The 17,560-nt window shown below is 69.7% G+C and carries 16 protein-coding genes and 1 rRNA gene; 5 read left to right on the plus strand and 12 right to left on the minus strand.

The features are described 5' to 3' along the window. Window positions 1–170 precede the first annotated feature (170 nt). Together rrf and DFR72_RS45770 are read left to right on the plus strand one after the other, a co-directional pair. Window positions 171–287: ribosomal RNA gene (rrf, locus tag DFR72_RS29585) — 5S ribosomal RNA — on the plus strand. A gap of 164 nt (window positions 288–451) precedes the next feature. Further along, on the plus strand, window positions 452–616 hold the full coding sequence (locus DFR72_RS45770) for a hypothetical protein (RefSeq protein ID WP_170176444.1): 165 nt from the start codon (window positions 452–454) through the stop codon (window positions 614–616). A 2-nt stretch (window positions 617–618) separates the two neighbouring features. Here the strand turns inward: DFR72_RS45770 and DFR72_RS29595 are convergent, their stop codons facing one another. Next, on the minus strand, window positions 619–1,209 hold the full coding sequence (locus DFR72_RS29595; protein WP_090069199.1) for an LURP-one-related family protein: 591 nt from the start codon (window positions 1,207–1,209) through the stop codon (window positions 619–621). Further along, window positions 1,206–1,565 (minus strand): nucleotide pyrophosphohydrolase, encoded by a 360-nt coding sequence (locus DFR72_RS29600; RefSeq protein WP_090069588.1) that lies wholly within the window; start codon window positions 1,563–1,565, stop codon window positions 1,206–1,208. The genes DFR72_RS29595 and DFR72_RS29600 overlap by 4 nt, the downstream gene beginning before the upstream one ends. Window positions 1,566–1,652: 87 nt before the next feature. Here DFR72_RS29600 and DFR72_RS29605 point away from each other — a divergent pair, with 87 nt between their 5' ends. Beyond that, the gene (locus tag DFR72_RS29605) at window positions 1,653–2,453 is read left to right on the plus strand and encodes an NAD(P)H-binding protein (RefSeq protein WP_090069200.1); all 801 of its coding nucleotides are present in this window, start codon (window positions 1,653–1,655) and stop codon (window positions 2,451–2,453) included. Here DFR72_RS29605 and DFR72_RS29610 read toward each other — a convergent pair. The 5 genes from DFR72_RS29610 to DFR72_RS45775 form a co-directional block, all read right to left on the minus strand. Then, the gene (locus DFR72_RS29610) at window positions 2,426–3,343 is read right to left on the minus strand and encodes a hypothetical protein (protein ID WP_114773789.1); all 918 of its coding nucleotides are present in this window, start codon (window positions 3,341–3,343) and stop codon (window positions 2,426–2,428) included. The two genes, DFR72_RS29605 and DFR72_RS29610, sit on opposite strands and share 28 nt — an antisense overlap. Window positions 3,344–3,405: 62 nt before the next feature. Then, window positions 3,406–4,530: a hypothetical protein gene (locus DFR72_RS29615; protein WP_090069203.1), complete on the minus strand. Its 1,125-nt coding sequence runs from the start codon at window positions 4,528–4,530 to the stop codon at window positions 3,406–3,408. A 20-nt stretch (window positions 4,531–4,550) separates the two neighbouring features. Beyond that, window positions 4,551–5,450, minus strand: coding sequence for a helix-turn-helix domain-containing protein (locus tag DFR72_RS29620; protein ID WP_090069205.1), 900 nt, complete (start codon window positions 5,448–5,450; stop codon window positions 4,551–4,553). A gap of 64 nt (window positions 5,451–5,514) precedes the next feature. After that, on the minus strand, window positions 5,515–6,336 hold the full coding sequence (locus DFR72_RS29625) for a DUF6338 family protein (protein ID WP_090069207.1): 822 nt from the start codon (window positions 6,334–6,336) through the stop codon (window positions 5,515–5,517). 6 nt (window positions 6,337–6,342) lie between these two features. Beyond that, entirely contained in the window at window positions 6,343–6,480 is a 138-nt protein-coding gene (locus tag DFR72_RS45775; protein WP_170176445.1) for a hypothetical protein, read from the minus strand. A 99-nt stretch (window positions 6,481–6,579) separates the two neighbouring features. Here DFR72_RS45775 and DFR72_RS29630 point away from each other — a divergent pair, with 99 nt between their 5' ends. Next, window positions 6,580–10,128, plus strand: a complete 3,549-nt coding sequence (locus DFR72_RS29630; protein WP_090069208.1) for a caspase, EACC1-associated type — start codon at window positions 6,580–6,582, stop codon at window positions 10,126–10,128. A 4-nt stretch (window positions 10,129–10,132) separates the two neighbouring features. Here DFR72_RS29630 and DFR72_RS29635 read toward each other — a convergent pair whose 3' ends face one another. Beyond that, window positions 10,133–10,765: a hypothetical protein gene (locus tag DFR72_RS29635; RefSeq protein WP_090069210.1), complete on the minus strand. Its 633-nt coding sequence runs from the start codon at window positions 10,763–10,765 to the stop codon at window positions 10,133–10,135. Between the two features lie 48 nt (window positions 10,766–10,813). Between DFR72_RS29635 and DFR72_RS29640 the strand changes: the two genes are divergently transcribed. Beyond that, window positions 10,814–11,140, plus strand: a complete 327-nt coding sequence (locus DFR72_RS29640) for a PDDEXK family nuclease (protein ID WP_114773790.1) — start codon at window positions 10,814–10,816, stop codon at window positions 11,138–11,140. 54 nt (window positions 11,141–11,194) lie between these two features. On the opposite strand, the gene DFR72_RS29645 is transcribed toward DFR72_RS29640, so the two are convergent. Genes DFR72_RS29645 through DFR72_RS29660 form a run of 4 tightly spaced genes read right to left on the minus strand, consistent with a single transcriptional unit; the run spans window position 11,195 to window position 17,416 of the window. Continuing rightward, window positions 11,195–13,825 carry an AAA family ATPase gene (locus tag DFR72_RS29645; protein WP_090069212.1) on the minus strand — a complete coding sequence of 877 codons (2,631 nt, stop codon included), beginning with the start codon at window positions 13,823–13,825 and terminating at the stop codon, window positions 11,195–11,197. Next, a complete protein-coding gene (locus DFR72_RS29650) occupies window positions 13,822–14,658 on the minus strand; it encodes a metallophosphoesterase family protein (protein ID WP_090069213.1) in 837 nt (278 codons plus the stop codon). The genes DFR72_RS29645 and DFR72_RS29650 overlap by 4 nt, the downstream gene beginning before the upstream one ends. Before the next feature lie 8 nt (window positions 14,659–14,666). Further along, entirely contained in the window at window positions 14,667–15,053 is a 387-nt protein-coding gene (locus tag DFR72_RS29655; protein WP_090069215.1) for a hypothetical protein, read from the minus strand. Continuing rightward, on the minus strand, window positions 15,050–17,416 hold the full coding sequence (locus DFR72_RS29660) for an AAA family ATPase (RefSeq protein WP_143086851.1): 2,367 nt from the start codon (window positions 17,414–17,416) through the stop codon (window positions 15,050–15,052). Before DFR72_RS29660 ends, DFR72_RS29655 begins: the two co-directional genes overlap by 4 nt. Window positions 17,417–17,560: the final 144 nt, after the last annotated feature.

Genomic DNA, 17,560 nt, shown 5'->3' on the forward strand with positions numbered 1-17,560 from the left:
GTGGAAGACCGGTAACGGTTGGAGCTGACTGGTACTAATAGGCCGAGGACTTGTTACAAAGACGCTACGCATCCACTGTGCGGTTCTGGAAGAACAACCAGAACCGATCGAACCCCCAGCGGGGGTGAGTGACCTGCTGGTTCGGGGTTGCTGGTTGAATTTCATAGTGTTTCGGTGGTCATAGCGTTGGGGAAACACCCGGTCCCATTCCGAACCCGGTAGTTAAGCCCTTCTGCGCCGATGGTACTGCACTGGTTACGGTGTGGGAGAGTAGGTCGCCGCCGAACTTAATTTGCCCTGCGGGTTGAGCGCCACAAGCGCTCCCCGCAGGGCTTTTTCATGTCTGCGTGCATGCGGTGCTGTGGTCATTGAGCGGCTGTCCGGGTGATGAGACCCCGGCGAGCGGGTGACGTGAGTCAAGCTCGGGTTGTTCCTCCCTACCGTGATCGTCATGAACGAGCAGTGGGCCGGGGAGGCACCTTTGCGGTGGCGAGCGCGCAGGAGGCGGGGCAGGCACGCCCGCGAGCCCGCGCCGTCCTCGCAGTCGATCCTGCCCGCAGTGCTCGGCGTCGTGCTGCTGGTGTGCCTGATCCTCCTCCTGCTGACTTACCTCTAGTCCTAGCGGGACTGCAGCGCGTCGAGCGCCACGGCCTGAGCGATCACGAGCCGGCGGTCGACGCCAGGATCCTGGATCGAGACCAGGTAGTGGTCACGAAGCCAGGTCTTCTTGTCGACGCTGAACACGGACGCGCCGTTCTCCGTGACGAAGTCAAAGTGATACCGCATGGGGAACGGCGCATCTCCGATCACCGGAATCCACTGCCACAGCCGGCGAAAACCCGCCAGGAACTTGTTCCGCTCCGCTCCCGTCGCCTGACCCCAGCCCTGCTGCTCCAGGTGCCAGGTGGAACGCAGCAGCGACTTGGCGAAGTTCTTGCGGAACAAGCCGATCGACCTGCCCTGCCCGTCCGTCACGTCGTAGCCGCCACCCAGGTCCAGCACCTTGCGCGCGTTGAACTCGAACAGCACCTGGTTCTTCGACGAGTCGGTGTAGATCGTGACCCGCTCCTTGATCTTGAGCCTCTTCTGCTCGGCGAAGCCGACCAACTGGCCCGGTGAGCCGTTGTCGTCGACGAACACCTCGTACCGGTTGACCATGAACGTGACCTTCTGGTGCACATGCAGGACGTGCACGTTCTGGAGACTCACTGCTCACCCTTCTCGACAGGCACGGGAATCAGGCTCCCGGACGGGAATCGCCGCTCGTTGCGATCGATCTTGGCGAACGCGGCCTCGACGAGGTCGACACCGAGCTTGTCCGCCAGCCTGGTCAGGTAGTGCATCACGTCCGCGAGCTCGTCGCGGACGTTCCAGGCGAGTTCCGGGTCCTTCATCGCGTCCCGCGCCTCTTCGGGCGTCAGCCACTGGAAGAGGTCGGTGAGCTCGCCGACCTCCGCGGACAAAGCCATCACCAGGTTCTTGGGCGTGTGGTAGCTGTCCCAGTCGCGGGCAGCGGCGAACGCGCGCAGGGCGTCCCTCAGGTCCACGAGATCACGCTGACTCATGACCACTAAGTACCACGTGGACGAACGAGCAAGGATGGCGGCTATTCGGGCATGGATCGTCCGCGTCAACGTTGATTAGCTCTAGTCATGTCAACATTGAGCGGAATCAACGCCTCGTCCATCCTCGTGCTCGGCGCCACCGGCAAGACCGGCCGGCGCGTCACCGACCTCCTCGGCTCCGCCGCACGTCCGGCTTCGCGGTCCGCGTCGACGAGGTTCGACTGGTCCGCCCCGGACACCTGGGAGGCCGCCGTCGAGGGCACGACCGCCGTCTACGTCGTGCCGCCGGAGAACCCCTTGCTGCTGGCCGACTTCGCGCGTGTCGCGGTGAAGGCCGGCGTCACCCGGCTCGTGCTGCTGTCGATGCGCGGCGCTCCCGGCGACGACCCGTTCGAGTCGGCGGTCAAGGAGTCGGGTGCGGAGTGGACGATCCTGCGACCCACCTGGTTCATGCAGAACTTCGACGAGGACATGTTCGCCGCGCCCGTCCAGCACGGTGAGCTCGCCGTGCCCGCGGGTCAGGGCGTCCACCCGTTCATCGACGTCGCGGACATCGCCGAGGTCGCGGTCGTCGCCCTGACCCAGCCCGGTCACCACGGCCAGACCTACGACCTCAGCGGGCCCGAGGCGTTGTCGTTCGCTGAGATGCTGGCGCGGATCGTCGCGGTGACCGGCAACCCCGTGCTGTACGCGGACATCGCGCCGGAGGAGTTCGCGGCTGCGATGCGCGGGCTCGGCTATCCCGAAGAGATCGCAGACCTCGTCACGATGCTGCTCGTGCGCATCCGCACGGGAGAAGAGGCGCACCTGTCCGACGGCGTGCAGCGCGTCCTCGGTCGTGAGCCCCGGACGTTCGACGACTACTTGGGCAGCAGCAAGTTCGCCTGAAGGCCACGCGTGCCCTCGTTGGTGATGACGGCTTCGCAGAGCGCGCGCCCCGTGCGGGCGCGCCACTCCTGGGTCATGTCGCCATAGCGAAGGCCCATCGCATAGGTGAGCTGGCCGATGCACTCGCCTTCGAGGAGCACCTCGAGCGTGTGTTCACCGGTGTGAGACCCCCTAACGATTCTGCAGTCGCGGAGCTCGGCGATGACGTGCACGGGCGTGCGGCCGTTGACCACGCGGTGCAGCACGTACTGATGAGCCGCCTCGCCCATGACGGTGACCTGCTGTTCAGCCGGCAACGTCGGCGCCGTGCCGAGCGCCTCGTAGTCGAGCAGCAGCAAGCGCGGAGCACCGAGGTACAGGTGCACGCCGTAGCGCTGGCCGTTCCCGACGATGCGGGCCGGGCACGAGCCGACCTCGCCGCGTTCGGCCAGGTCGGCCAGAAGCGACTGGTAGTCGGCGGCCTGCTCGCTGCGCAGGTAGCCGGCGGTGACCGCGGTGCCGTCGCCACGCAGCAGGTCGACCCGCACCGCCGCGCGGTCGTGGCGGCCGGCGGACTCCGGTACGAGCACCGCTGTCGCCAGGACGGACGTGTCGTCCCTGGGATCGGATGCCGAGAGTGCGACCACCTCGGCGATGGCGTCCTGGTGGTGCGCTTCGCCGACGATCGCGATCCGCCCGGCTGTCGACAGGCGGCGAAGGCGTGAACGGGTGCGCGCGGGGACGATCTGATCAGCTGTCTTGTTCTTGGTGCCGATGAACATCAACGCGAACAGCGCGAGACCGAGGACGAAGCCCAGTGGGCCGAAAGCAACGGTCAGAACCAGCGCGAGCACGGCTACGGCGATCAAAACGGCGGCAGGCGAAGGTTCTGTGCGTTGCTGCATCGTCATGGGGCGTCCTCACGACTCGGCTTCCCGTCACTCTCAGTGTCGGGGATGCCGGACGATGCGTTTCACAAATAGCTCGTTTGGCCTAGCGTGACGGGCTGGGGACTCCAACCAGTGACCGGACTTGGTCGCGGATCGGGATCGTCCGTCAACGGTGAGTGAGGATTTTCTTCAGCGAGCTTCATCGTGGCGCCAAGAGAAGCCCAGCCGCGAGCGGTGCCGTAGGAGACGCCACCGAGGATGAGCGCCCCGAAGACGAAGCTCCAACTGCCGGTGAACGCGCGGAACACCGCATAGCCGGCCATCGCCGCCGTGAGGACGCTGAGCACGAGCATCACGTGATGCATGCCGTGCTTCACCTTCTGCTGGTTCGGCTGCATCGGCTGGGAGGGGCTCAAGTCCCACAGCCTCTTCGCGTTCGCCCAATGCGCGCTGTCCAGGGGAGGCCGCGGATCAGCCTTCGCACGCACCTTCGCCCGTTCCAGCACCAGCCGCATCGCCTGCTCGACGTCGTCCACCGGCAGCAGCCACTGCTGCCCGCCGCCGATGATCCGCAGCACCGGTCCCGGCGTGATCGCGAGCTCGCTCGTGTTGCCGAACCGCCACTGCGCGGGCGAGGTCACGAGGCCCGCCTCGACGTGACCGATCCGGTCGAACGGGATCGCGACCCGCCCGACGGGCGACTCCTCGTGCCGCGGCGGCGGCAGCTTGTCGAGCAGCAACCTGCGCGACTGCACCCGCAGCCGGCCTCCGCCACGCAGTCCGATGAGGACCTCGACGGCCGAGCGCCGCACGTCACCGGTGACCGGCCACGACACGACCTTCGCCGCGAGCCACGCGAACCCCCACGCGGCCAACGGCGTCGCCGCGGACAGCAAGGACTTCTCCCAGCCCGTCCCGGCGACGAGGCCGACGAAGGCGACCGGCACCGACGGCAGCAACGCGATGCGCGTCCACGCCGCCGTCATCCACCAAAGCACCACGAAGAGCAGCAGTGCCACCGGAACGGGCCAGAACCCGTTGAGGTCGGTGAACTTCTCCGTGAGCTCGGCGGCGAAGTCGAACTCCTCCCGCCTGCCGGGCAGCGACCGCTGGAACAGGTACGACGACAGCGTCAGGTACCCGAACGGCACGCCGGCGTAGCTGAGCAGGATCAACGGCACGGCGACGAGATACCGCAGGAAGATCATGTGCAGGCCCCCAGGTCGGATCAGTTGACCAGGGTAAGGCGTGCTCGTCCTTTCGGCCCTGGTTCTCCGCCACCCGGCAGTGCGGTCAGCACGAGCCCGAACACCAGCCCGTTCAGTTCTTCCAGGCCCAGGTTCAGTTCTTTGGCCACGTGCAACGGTGTCGTGCCGTTCTCGCGGAGAACCCGGAACACCTTCGTGAGCAGCTTCGAGGTCTCACGGCGCGTCATGCCGCCCGGCACGAGGCTGTGGACGTTCGCCCACTTCGTGAACTGGTCCCTGCCCACGTGCCAGTGCCGGTGGTCGGTGCCGGGCAGTTGTCGCTGGGGCATCAGGAACTCGGCGGCGAACTCGTGCGGCTCGTCGTGCCCGAGGAGCACGGCGAGCTGGACGGCCGCGTCGAACCGGGCCTGCTCCGGCGTCGCGGACGGGGTGAGGAACACGAACGGTGTTCCGTTGTGCCAGCAGGAAAAAGCCTCCTGCCCGGCGCAGTCGACCGGCAGCGAGAACACGCGAACACCGTGGGACTCGAGCAGCTGCACCATGTTCGGCGCCGGCCCGGTGGCGAGCCGCCACGCGTCACGTGTGCCCTGCGGCGAGGTGCGCGGAGGCGGCAGGTCGGGCTGGGGGAGCACGAACAGCCGGTCCAGCCAGCCGTTGAACTCGATCGCGAGCTGCGCCGCCGCCGTCGCCTGCGCATCACGCGGCGCGTTCTGCGGCCGCGGCGGTTCCGGTGCCGTCAGGAACTCGGCCGGGAAACCGAGCGCACCGGCCAAAGATTCGATGGTGGCGGCCTTGGGCCTGCGCAGGCCGCGCTCGTACTCGCCGATGGCCTGCACCTGCACGCCCGACTTCCGCGCCAGCTCGGCCGCGGTGAGTCCGCGCCGGGTGCGGGCGAGCGTGAGTCGCGAGGGCGTGAGCATGATCCGGTCATTGTCGCTGGTGGGTGATCCCGATGCCACGCGGGAGGTGCGATCGGTGTGGCGGTCAGCGTGCCCAGGCGATCGCCGCAGGTAGCGCTACCTGCACGGCCAGCAGGCACGCCGTCCGCCCCGGTGTCGCCACCAGCCGGCGCACGCGTTCGCTCAGCACCTCCGCGACAGGGGCACGGCGAGGAGGCGTGTCCCCCTCGGCCTCCTCCGTGGTGAAACGGACGCGGATCGCGCGGATGCGGTCCTGCGCGATGATCACCCGGTTCCAGCCGCTGTCGAACGGCAGCTGCTCGCCGTCCGAGGTGACGCGGTGCAGTGGGGCGGTCAGCACGAGTTCCCGGTTGTCCAGCGCGGTGTCGGACGAGAACGACTCCCTCGTCCCGATGTACCCGCTGCCGTCCTCGAGATCGACCTGGACCTGCGTGACGATCCGCTTTCCCCGCAACGTCTCCGCGTTCTCGGTATGAGCGCGCTGTGCGAACCGGGCGAAGACGGTCACCCACGCGCTCTCGTGCTCGATCGCGCCGGGCAGGCCGTGTCGTGGCGACAGCTGGAAGTGGAGCAACGCGAGAGTGCCGGCCAGCGTCAGGAACAGGACCGTGCCGAAACCGGTGGCCCACAGGTGGTTCGGGACGTACATCCGGTCGATCAGGATGGCGCGCGGGTCGGGCAGAGGTGAGCCGGGCAGCGACCGCAACGCGCCCAGGACCAGCAACGTGACGGTGCTGAGCGCGATACCGCCGACGAGGATCCGGCTGGTCTCGGTGAAGATGCTCTCCGCGCGTCCCGGCCGGGCGCGGAGCCGCAGCAGTTCCAGGACGATGCCGGGGAAGGCCACCAGCAGGAAGATCGCTACGGCGACCGGAGTGGCGGGCATCGGGTGCTAGGACTCCTCAGCCGGAGCATCCGCGGGCGGGAGCGGAACGGCCGGGTCGGAGATCGTGACGGACCGGGACCTGTCGACCACCATGCTCTTCTCCTCGGGTTCGGTCGACGCCGAAGACATCACATCGTCTGCCATGGGCGCAGGGTAGTGACTTGGGTGCACCGTGTTGGTGCATTTGGGTGAAGACGCAGGTAAATACCATTCGGGCCCGCACGGATTCGGCAGTGTGGTGCTGTGACGCCGTTGATCAAACGCGCGCTGCTCATCGGAACCGAGCAGTACCTCCATCTGAGCCCGCTCGCGTGTACACGCGCGGACACAGCCGCGCTGGCCCATGTGCTCCGCCATCCCGAGATCGGAGGGTTCGACGCGGTCGAAGTCCTCCAGGACGCAGACTCGGCCACAGTGCGCGTGGTGGTCGAAGACTTCCTCAGCGCGTCAACGGAACACGAACAGGTGCTCCTGTACGTGTCGGGCCATGGCGCGGTCACGAGCGAGTTCCACTTCGCCGCGACGGACACCAGTCCGAGCAGCCTGGAGGAGACGGCGATCAGCGCCTCGTTCGTCAACGACGCGCTGCAGCAGTGCCGTGCCGCGCAGAAGATCGCCATGTTCGACTGCTGCGAGAGCGGCGGCTTCACCACGGGTTTCACGACCGACGTGCCGAAGTCGGTGGCATCGGCCCCGATCCTGCGCTCTCGCGGCGTGTACGTGCTGTCGTCGTCGAGCGCGACCGAGACCTCGTACGGAGGCGGGATCGGACCTGACGGACAGCCGTTGCCGTCCGTGTTCACCGGTGAGATCGTCGACGCGCTGCGGAGCGGCCGCGCCGATCGTGACGGCGACGGCAAGGTCACCATCGACGAGCTGTTCGACCACGTCTCCGAACGCGTGCGACGGCTGGGCCGTGGACAGACACCCGAGAAGTCGGCCCTCGGCGTCAACGACCGCATCGTGCTCGCGGCGACGTGGCGTGGTCCCGTGCCGGCGTTCGCCCCCGCGGTTCCCGCGCGTGCGGCGGCGACACCGCGGATCGCGCTCGCACCACCGCACAAGGCAGGCGGCATCTGGACCGCGCTGCTCGAGTACTACCAGGCGTGCCTCGACGCCGAGACCGCCGCGCCACGTCTGATGAGCCCGGCCGACGAGGGCAGGGTCTTCGTCTGCGTGCCAGGAGAGGAGCAGCTGCTTTCGGGCGCGCTCGACGCCGATGGCAGCTGTCCGTTGCCGGACGGCATCGGTCCGCTGGTGGGAGCGGACGACGACGCCGAGCTCTGGTACGGCTACCCGACCGCGGTTCTGCAGAACGCGGAGAGCCGTGGCGTGGAGCTCGCACCGCTGCTCGTTCGCCCCGTCGAGCTGGTCGGCGAACCGGGGGAGCTGCGGCTGCGGCAGTGCGGGCCGGTGCGCCCGTACGCCCCGCTGGCCAAGCGGCTGCTGGGGGAGGAGGACGCGCAGCAGCTGCTGGAGACGTACGCGCCCACCTGGCACCCGGGTTCGCACAGCCTGATGGTCAAGGACATCAACTACCACCTCCGCGAGGAGTTCGAGCTGCGGCTGGTGCAGGAGCTCGATCCGGAAGCCCTCGACGTGAGCATCGACCTGACGAGTCCGGACAGCGGCGTCTCCAACGTCGCGTTGCTGTTCACCGTCGCGCACGACACCCGGACCACGGGCGGCCTGACCAAGGATCTGGAGATGCTCGACCGCAAGCAGACCCAGATCAGCGAGACGGCGTTGTCCGCACTGGCGTCAGGGCGAGCCCCGGCACCTCTCCGCCCCTGGACGAACGTGACGCCGCTGGCCGCGAACGAGGGGCAGCTCGACATCATCGAATCCGCGATGACGACGTCGATGACCGTGGCGACCGGACCACCCGGAACCGGCAAGAGCCAGCTGGTGGCCAACCTGGTGGCGACCGCGGTGTGCGCGGGGCAGAGCGTGCTCGTCGTGTCCACGAACAACCGGGCCGTCGACGAGGTCTGGGAGCGTTGCGAGAAGATCGTGCCCGGTTCACTGGTGCGGACCGGGAGCAGGAACAAGAAGCGGGACTACCGGCAAGCGGAAAGTGACACGCTGACCGCACTGCTGAAGCCACGGCCTGGCGCGGCCACGATCACGACCCGCAGAGCGGAGCTCCAGCTCGCCCAGGACCACCTGGGCCGCATCAGGGCAGGCCTGGGGCAGAAGGCCACAGCCGAGCAGCACCTGCTCACGGCAGGAGTGGCGCGAGAGCAGACGGCGCTGGCTTGGCAGTGGCGACTTCCCGACACCGAGACGTTGCCGGCGTGGGCGTTGCGTGCCAGGAAACTGGCCAAGGCGTGGTTCTTCGGCCACAGCAGGCGGACCCGCTTCCTTCGGAATGCCGGCTGGACGGGCGGCGTCACACCTCAGACGTGTGTCAGCGCCGCTGAACGAGCGGATGCCGAGCTGCGGTGGCGACGTGCTCGTGCGGACCCGGCGCTGGAGTGGTCCGACGAGGACTTGTCCTCCACGCTCGCCAGTGCGGAGAAACAGGTGCGTGACACCTCGGCCGCGTTGCTCGCCGCCGTTGTCGCGGAAGGTGCCAGGAGCGGTGGCACGGCCGTGAGTGAACTGCTGCAGGCATCGGGTGGCGGTACCCGTGACTGGAGCGAGGTGCGGGCTGTCCTGCCGCACGTGCGCGGGTGGGCGGTCACCGCGTTGAGCGCCCGCAGGTTCCCCATGGACCCGGGACTGTTCGACCTCGTCGTGATCGACGAGGCGAGCCAGTGTCTTGTTCCCTACGTGCTGCCGCTGTTGTTCCGGGCGAAGCGCGCACTGGTGATCGGCGATCCCCTGCAGCTTCCACCGGTGGTCACGGTCGCCCCGGAGGTGGAGGCCGCGGCTCGCCGGGCGGCGAAGGTGCGGGCGGCGTGGCTCGAGGAACGGCGGATGGCCTTCCACCGCCATTCGACGTTCCACGCGTGCCAACGCGCGATGCCGATGACGTTCATGCTCAGCGAGCACTTCCGGTGCCACCCTCAGATCGCCGAGATCTCGAACCACCGTTTCTACGGCAGCAAACTCACGGTTCTCACGAACGTCTCCCAGCAGAAGCGGATGGACGACCGCGCCGTCGTGTGGGTGGACGTGAAGGGCAAGGCCGAGCGGCTCGGCAGCGGGTCGTGGGTCAACCCGGCCGAAGCGGCCAAGACCCGTAGTTGCGTCGAGCACCTGCTCAAGATGCTCCCGGAAGACGCCACGGTCGGCGTCGTCACCCCCTTCAAGGGCCAGGAGGAACGGATCTCCCGGTGGTTCACGGGAAACGAGCGTGTGCGCGTCGGCACCGTGCACACCTTCCAGGGCGGCGAGCGCGACGCGATCGTGCTGAGCCTCGTGGCGGCCGACGGCATGAGGCAGGGGAGCATCGCCTGGTTGGAACGGCAGCTGTTCCTGTGGAACGTTGCCATCACCCGCGCCCGGTCACATCTCATCGTGGTCGGCGACCGCTCGCTGTGGAGCGAGCGGGGCGGTACCGCGGGGGCGCTGATGAGTGCTGCGACCGGCCCGGTGCCGGACCTGACCGGAGACGACGTGGATCCGCTCGTTCTCCGGCTCAAGCAGGCGCGGCCGGATGCGCAACTGTCCGTGCCGACCCTCGGCTACGTCGCGGACGCCGTGGTCGGCACCGGTCCCCTGCTGCTGGACCGCGGCGCTGGTACCAGTGAGCCCGTACGCCACCTGCGGCTCACCCTCGCTCGCACGGCTCTGCTCGGCCCGGACGCGAAACGCATGCACGCCTGGACCCTGTTCGACCGCTGACACCTCAACGGCGCAGCGCGATCGGGAAGTCCACCTCCTCCGGACCGTCCACATTGGGCGCCTTCAGCTGCGGGAACTCCATCGGCGGCAACGGAATCCGATGCGCCCACCGCTCGATGATCTGGTTCTGCGGCGTCGGCTCCGGCTGCGACACCTCGCGCAACACGACGAGCCGGTCTTCGAGCTGCAACGGATAAGTCACCAGGAACCACAACTTCAGCCCCTCGCTGCGCGCGCCCTCGAACAGCGCGAACTGGTCGTGGTCGTTGTCCCGCATCATCGCCGCGAGGGCGGGCCCCTTCGCGTAGTCGCTGCGCAACGGCGCCTCCGGCGACCCCGTGCCCCGGTTGCCCTGCAACGTGCCGAGCAGCACCGGACGCGACGGGTGCCGGATCAGCCCCGCGTTCCAGTGGTCGAGGCGCTGCCACCCCTCCGCCGCCAGCAACTGCCGCAGCGTGCCCACCCGGTGGATCCAGTCGAGCAGACCCGGCGCGTTGGTGGGCCCGAACGGCGGCGAGGCGGCGCGCGCGTCGATACCGGCGGCGATCGCCCGGTCCAGGATCGCGGTGCGCAGGCCCAGGTCGGCGAGCCTGTCGTCGGCGGTGGGGGTGAGCTTGCGGAAGGCGGCGTTGGTCATGGGTCGACGGTAGCGACGGGGTCTGACATTTCCGGGAAACTGCTGCTCATGTACCGCTACGTCGATGCGGGTTCTGCGCCGTACTCGCCGCGTCGGCACGCGCCGGAGTTGGCGGTCGGGCGAGCGCTGCGCCGCCGCGGACTGCGCTACCTCGTCGACGTCGCCCCTCCCGGCACCAACCGACGCAGACGTGTCGACGTGCTGCTGCGAGGGGCACGGATCGCGTGGTTCGTCGACGGTTGCTTCTGGCACTCGTGCCCGGAGCACGGCCAGTTGCCGAAGGCGAACCGCGAGTGGTGGCGCGTGAAGCTGCATGGAGTGGTCGTTCGCGATCGGGACACCGACGCGCAGCTCACGTCCGCGCGCAAGACGTGAATGCGGTGCCCCGGACCGAAGTCCAGGGCACCGCACCAGCGGCCTTTCTCCCGGTCAGGCCGCCACCGGCGTGAGCTGGTGCAGCACGTCCCGCTCACCCAACTGTTCCTGCGCCCACTCGGCCACCGCCGCGTCCTGCGCGAACAGGACGATCTGCCGGTCCGCGGACAGCTGCAGCAGCAGGTCCAGCACCGCACGCGTACGGGCGTCGTCGGCCTGCACGGTGACGTCGTCCAGCAGCAGCGGGCAGGATTCGGTGGCGAGGTGCTGGGCGAGGGCGACGCGCAGCAGCAGGTAGATCTGTTCCGCGGTGCCGAGGGACAGGCGTGAGGCCTGGTGCCAAGACTCGGAGGCCGCGCACACACGCACGGTCAGGGTCGACGGGTCCACGGCGGCGTCCACGTAACGGCCGTCGGTCACCGAAGGCAGCCAGGTTCGGAGTGTGTTCTCCAGGGCCGGCGCGATGGTGCTGTGCACCTTTTCGCGGGCCGCGGTCAGGTAGCGGGAGGCTAGGCCGATGGCTTCCACCTCGGCGCTCACCTCGGCCAGGACCGCGGTGGCGGCCTGCACCGCCTCTTCCGCGTCCGGGACGCTCGGCAGGGCGCGGGCCAGTTCGGCGACGGTGGCCGCCAGGGAGTCCGCTGTGGAGGCCAGGGCCGGGTCCACCGGGTCGCAGGCGGCGTAACGGGCGGCTGCCTCCAGGAGGGTGGCGTGGTGGGTCTGGGCTGCTGAGCGGGTGGCTTCCAGGTCGTCCAGGGTGCCCGCGGCGATCAGGGCCTGGAGTTCGGCCCACGCGTTGCGCTCGTCCTCGGCCTCGCGCAGCAGGCGGTCCCAGCCGCGTTGCCACTCGGCGATCGCGCGCAGGAGGTCCTCCGGGCGGTCGCCGGTGCCGCCGATCGCGGTGACGGCTTCGCGCAGCAGGTCCAGGGCTCGGGTGTGCGCGGCGGTCGCCTCGGCGACGGTGGCCTCGGCGAGGCGCCGGTCTGCCAGGGTTTGGGACAGCTGGGGGCGCTGGGCGGCGATCGACGCCTGGCGGGCGCGCACCTTGCAGTCCGTCTCGTAGTCCACCAGGAGGTCCGGCACGGTCATCGAGGCGTCGGACTTGCCGCGTGCGGCCAGTTCCACGCGGATGGCCTTCTCGGTGCGGGCCACCTCGGACACCAGGTCGGCGTGTTCGGCCTCCCACGCGGGGCGGTTGGCCAGGCGCCACAACGTTTCGCGGTCCGCGGGCACGCCCAGCGACGCGCACTCGGCCACCGCCTCGTCGTGCACGCGCGCGGCTTCCGCGGCCACGGCGCGCTGGCCCTCGGCCTCGGCCAGGGCGCGGTCCGCGCTGAACAGCACGCTCCGCGCCTGGGTGGCGGCGGCCGCGCGTTCGGCGGCGAAGGTCACGGCGGTCTCGCGTTGCTCGGCGTTGCCGCGCGACATCGCGCCGCCGACTCCGGCCACCAGGGCGGCGACGAGGACGCCGATGGCGGCGAGTTGCTGGCCCGTCAGGAACAGCAGCAGGCCCACCAGGCTCGTGAGACAGCTCAGGGCCAGCAATGCGTTGCGCAGGAACGGGTTCGGTACCGCGATCTCCTGCACGTGCGCCGCCGCCACGTCGGCCTCGACCTGGGTGCGGGCCGCGACGGCGGCTGCCTCGTCCTGGGACTGGCGGGCGTTGTCCACGTCGACCGACGCCATCGTCAGACGTCCACCGGCGGCCGGGTCCAGGCGCGTGGCGAGGCCGCGCAGCACCGGCGGTTCGGCGTTCGTCCGCGGTGACGGCCGGCGTTCGTGGTGCGCGGCGGCGACGGCGGACGCGGTCGCGTAGGCCGAGGCCACGAGGCGGAGTTCGTCGTCCAGCGCGGTCTCGCCGACGGGGAAGTCCGGCAGGGCGGCGAGTTCGGCCTCCAGCGCCGCCGCGGACGGGCCCGGCAGCACGCGCGGGGTCGGCGCGGCACGCCACGCCGCCAGCGCGCGGTTGACCACGTGGGTCAGTTCCTCCTGCGCGGCGATCCCGGACGGCGGAGAGTCGCCGAAGCGCTCCTGCAACTCGGCCAGCCTGGCCACCCTGGCGGAGATCGCACCGAGCGACTCCGCGTGCTCCTGAACGGCCAGCCGGGCACGAGCGGCGGCGGCCGAACGCGCCTGGGCGCTCAGTTCCAGGTAACGCGCGTGCTCACGGCAAGCCGCGGCCAGATCGGTCTCGGCTTCGCGCAAGCGGTTCCGCGCGTCCCGCAACGCGTCCACGGGCGCGGTCAGCCGTTGCAACGCCTGCTCCACCGTGCCGTCCGTGCCCGCGGTGGCCGCCGCCCGGCGCAGGTGGTTCTGCAAGCCGTCCGCCGCGTCCAGCACGGTCAGCAGCTGTGCCTGGTCCACGCACGCGGTGGCGGCGAACGACATGCGGTCCAGCCCGACCCAGCGCGCGGCGTCCGGCGCCAGGTCGGCGTTGAGGTCGCGGTCCACCGCGACGACCTCGCCCGACTCCAGCGACACCGTGGCCGCCACCCGCCAGGACTCGCCCTGCCACGGACGGTGCCGCGCCGAGGGATCGCCGCACAGGGCCGCGCGGATCGCGGCGTGCCACGACGACTTCGCTGATTCGTTCGCGCCCGACACCACGGTCAGACCGGGCGCCAACGACAGGGTGCGGTCGTGCAACGGCCCGAACGCGTGCGCGGTGACGGACTCGATCCTCATCGTTCCTCCAGCGCGCGCAGGCCGGCCGAGAGCACGCGGCCGCGCAGAGCCACGTCCAGGGCGGGGTCGGCGAGCACGTCGCGCACGAACTGACCGCGCACGGTCCGTTCCGCGGCGACGGTGTCGAAGTCCAGCAACGGGAACGTCTTCTCGGAGTCCATCCAGCCGAGCGACCGCGACGCCGACACGTCGAACACCTCGCGCGACACCGAACCGTCCTCGTTCACCGTGCACAGAACGGCCCCGCGTTCGCCGGTCTCGCCCGGTGTCAGCGGATCCGGGTTGCCGGGGAACGTGTAGTCGGTGGCGTGCTCCGGCGTGTGCACGTGCCCGAGGAACGCGTGGTCCAGCCCGGTGATCGCGACGTCATCGGGCGTGGAACCGTGGCACAGCGCCAGGTTCACGCCGCCGCGGTTCACCGCGAACCCGTCCAGGACGTCGCGCGCCGGACCGGGCCCGACGTTCGCGGAACCCCACAGCGTGATGCCGTCGGAGAGCTCCACGGGTGTCATCGACTCCGACGAGAACACGTGCACGTTCGGCGTCCAGTCCACCTGCTGGTAGACCGACTGCGGTCCGTACCAGTCGTCGTTGCCCGGGGCCAGGAACACCGGTACCTGGCAGTCGAAGGACGACCGCAGGAACTCCGCTGTCGAAGGGGAGCAGCGATCGTGCTCGTACAGGTCGCCGGCGCAGAGCATCGCGTCCACGCCGGATTCCTGCGCGAGGTCGACGATGTGGCCCAGCGTGTCACGCAACGCTTGACGCCGCTCCGGGCCCGCGCTGGAAAAGCGCGTGTCCAGGTGCAGGTCCGCGAACAGCAGCAGTTTCACCAATGCCCTCAGGTGAGGTCGATGTTGCCGGACAGGGTCAGGGTCGGCCTGAGAGTCGCCGCGACCGAGGCGGTGTCGGCGTGCCAGCCGGTCAGCTCCGCGACGGTCGGGGTCAGCTCGTAGCCGTGGTGCCGGATCGCGCGGCTGAGCGCGTGCCACAGCTGGGAGGCGTCGTGCGCCACGTCGGCGTCCACGTGGGACGGCAGGCTGAGCAGCAACGCGTGCACGGGCTGGTCGGTGTTCTCAGCCCCGCAGGCGCGGGCCACCGACCGTTCCACCGCGGTGCGCAACAGCTCGGCACAGCACCGGATCCGCACGCCGTCGAGCTGGTCGGGGCGCGCCAGCAGGTTCGCCACGCAGGTCAGCCGGTCCTGGACGTCGGAGGGGAGGCTCATCGCTGCAGCCACCCCGCGAGCAGCTCGGTGTCGCGGATCAGCACGTCCAAATCTCCGCTCTCGCCGCCGACCCGGCACGCCAGCAACAAGTCCACCGCCCACGATCCGACGACCTCCTCCAGGTGTGGCAACAACTTCGAGGTTTCCGCGAGGTCGTCGAGGACGGCCAGCGCGAGTTTCTGCCTGGTGGTCAGCGCGCACTCGATCAGGCGCTCGACCTCGGCGTGCGGTATGCCGCGGCCGAGCCGTTCGCGGCGGAACCGGGCGTGCGACGCCGCTTCCAGAGCCGTCCGGCAGCACGACGCCACGAGCTCGGCGCGCAACGCGTCCGGCAGGTCCTCGTCGACCCGCATCGCGCGGGCGTCGGCCAGGCAGCGGCCGACCGGGTCGTCGGACATCCGCACCTGCACGACGGAGTCCTCGCCGCGGCAGACCTCCCAGACCGTCGCCGGCAGCCGCAACCGCCGCAACGCCTCCACCAGCCGTTCGTCGTGCGTGAAGACCACGACCTGGCGGGTCAGCCCGACGTCGGCGAGCACCTGCGCGAGACCGTCCACCTTGGTCGGGTCCATCGCCTGCACCGGGTCGTCGATCACCACGAACCGGAACGGGCTCTCGTCCACCAGCGCGCGCGGCAGGAACAACGCGAGCCCCAGCGAGTGCAGCTCGCCCTGGCTCATCACCGCGAGCGCCGAGTTCGAGACGCCGTCGACCGACACGTCCAGCTCGACGTTGCGGGTGCCGCCGAGCCGCACCGCGCCCAGGTCGACGTTGCTCTGCTGGCGCAACCGCTGCCAGATCCGCTGCGACTCCTTGGCGAACGGCGCGATCCGCTCGGACCGCAGCGTGGCCGCGGTCTTGCGGATCCAGTTCTCCGCCTCCGTCACGTCGGCGAGCACCTCGGCGTCCGCAATCGCCTGCTGCGCCTGCGAATGCCACTCGAACAACGCGATCGCCATCGGCCGCCACACCAGGTCACGGCGGTCGATCTGCTCGCGCGCCACTGCCTTCAGCTGGTCCACGGCCTGCACGAGGTCCGCGTACCGGTCGAACAACTCCTGGCGCAGCCGCACGGGGTCGTCGATCGAGACGCAGGCCTCCCACGCGTGCCATGCCTGCAGCACGGTCGTCGTGTCGAGCACGCCCTGCGCCTCGGCCAGCACCTCGGGCGCCGGTAGGCACAACGCCCGCGTGGCCGCGACGGCCAGGTCCAGGCGGTCGGCGGCCTCGTGCAGTTCGGCGGCGGCCCTCGCGAGGTGCTCGGCGCGGTCCTTGGCCTTGCCGAGCCACAACCCGTCGAGCCGGCCGAGATCGCACACCGGGCACGTCTGACCGCCGCCCGACTCCTGCAGCTGGATCGCGAGCCGCAGGATCTCGCTGCATCGCAACGAGTCCTGCGCGTTGGCCGTGGCCACCGCGGTGACCGCGCCGAGTGCCAGGTCGAGCGTTTCGCGGACCCGGTCGACCTCGTCGTCGGGCGGCAGCGCCACGTCCACGATCTGGTGCAGCAGGTTCGTGCCGGTGCCGACGTCCGCGCCGAGCGCGAGGTCCGCGATGGCGTCGAGGTCGGGCGAGTCGCTGCCGAGCAGCGCGGCGGCGCGGCGGGCTCGTTCGTCCTGGGACGCCAGCAACTCCGTGCGCACGCGTTCCCGCCGGTCGTGAGGGCGGGCGACGATCTCGGCGAGACGTTTGCGGTGCTCGGCGAGCGCCTGCTGTGCCTCGGTGATCGCTTCCAGGCCCAAGAGGCGGTGCATCGCCTCGTAGAGGTCCTCGGGTTGTGCGTCGAGAACGGTCCCCAGCTCGCTGTAGGGCAGGAACGGCCGGTAGGTCTCCAGCGCCTCGTGCCACTTGCTGTCGTCGAACGGCCTGTCGTCCTGCGTCCACTCGCCCTGCGCCAGGTCGTCCTGCGGCGCCCACTGTCTTCGGATCGTCGTCCTGTCCGTCCGAGTGGCTTGGACGAGCTCCAGTTCGACGGCGGTGTCCCTCTGGTGCAGGTTGCGCCAGCCCTGCCGCCACACGTCGTGCCGTGCTCGGGTCCAGCGCGAGTTGTAGCCGGTCAGCGCCAGTTCGGCGGCCTCGGCGAAGCTCGACTTGCCCGAGCCGTTGCGTCCGGTGACGACGGTCAGTCCCGGACCCGGCGCCAGCGGCAGACGTGCCTGGGGGCCGATGCCGCGGAAGCCGCGCACCCGGATCTCCGACACGAAGATCTCCTGGCCAGGGCCGTCGGTCCGCTCTCTCGGGGCCTCTTCTCGTGAGGGCACACCGGCGAGCGCGCGCTCCAGAGCCGTCTCGCCCCGGCACGCCGCCAGCACCAGTTCTGCCGCACGTGGGGTGAGATCGTCTTTGGCCAGTCGCCCGGCCATCAGTTCGAGTAACCCGGCTTCACCCGCCACGGTCACATTTCCTCCAGCTGCCACCACTCGATAGGGCGGCAACTTAGGCACGAAAGGGGACCTACTGACGAGTACTCACACGATCGAGTGGTGTTACATAGGGTGACTAAAGTA

Origin of the sequence: Lentzea flaviverrucosa (assembly GCF_003350445.1) — a bacterium.
Lineage (GTDB): Bacteria > Actinomycetota > Actinomycetes > Mycobacteriales > Pseudonocardiaceae > Lentzea > Lentzea californiensis.

What these genes read in the sequence shown, in the direction of transcription:
- DFR72_RS45770 (WP_170176444.1), top strand. Translation starts at nt 452, where the DNA reads ATGAACGAGCAGTGGGCCGGGGAGGCACCTTTGCGGTGGCGAGCGCGC.
- DFR72_RS29600 (WP_090069588.1), bottom strand. Translation starts at nt 1,565, where the DNA reads ATGAGTCAGCGTGATCTCGTGGACCTGAGGGACGCCCTGCGCGCGTTC.
- DFR72_RS29605 (WP_090069200.1), top strand. Translation starts at nt 1,653, where the DNA reads ATGTCAACATTGAGCGGAATCAACGCCTCGTCCATCCTCGTGCTCGGC.
- DFR72_RS29610 (WP_114773789.1), bottom strand. Translation starts at nt 3,343, where the DNA reads ATGACGATGCAGCAACGCACAGAACCTTCGCCTGCCGCCGTTTTGATC.
- DFR72_RS29615 (WP_090069203.1), bottom strand. Translation starts at nt 4,530, where the DNA reads ATGATCTTCCTGCGGTATCTCGTCGCCGTGCCGTTGATCCTGCTCAGC.
- DFR72_RS29620 (WP_090069205.1), bottom strand. Translation starts at nt 5,450, where the DNA reads ATGCTCACGCCCTCGCGACTCACGCTCGCCCGCACCCGGCGCGGACTC.
- DFR72_RS29625 (WP_090069207.1), bottom strand. Translation starts at nt 6,336, where the DNA reads ATGCCCGCCACTCCGGTCGCCGTAGCGATCTTCCTGCTGGTGGCCTTC.
- DFR72_RS45775 (WP_170176445.1), bottom strand. Translation starts at nt 6,480, where the DNA reads ATGGCAGACGATGTGATGTCTTCGGCGTCGACCGAACCCGAGGAGAAG.
- DFR72_RS29635 (WP_090069210.1), bottom strand. Translation starts at nt 10,765, where the DNA reads ATGACCAACGCCGCCTTCCGCAAGCTCACCCCCACCGCCGACGACAGG.
- DFR72_RS29640 (WP_114773790.1), top strand. Translation starts at nt 10,814, where the DNA reads ATGTACCGCTACGTCGATGCGGGTTCTGCGCCGTACTCGCCGCGTCGG.
- DFR72_RS29645 (WP_090069212.1), bottom strand. Translation starts at nt 13,825, where the DNA reads ATGAGGATCGAGTCCGTCACCGCGCACGCGTTCGGGCCGTTGCACGAC.
- DFR72_RS29655 (WP_090069215.1), bottom strand. Translation starts at nt 15,053, where the DNA reads ATGAGCCTCCCCTCCGACGTCCAGGACCGGCTGACCTGCGTGGCGAAC.
- DFR72_RS29660 (WP_143086851.1), bottom strand. Translation starts at nt 17,416, where the DNA reads ATGGCCGGGCGACTGGCCAAAGACGATCTCACCCCACGTGCGGCAGAA.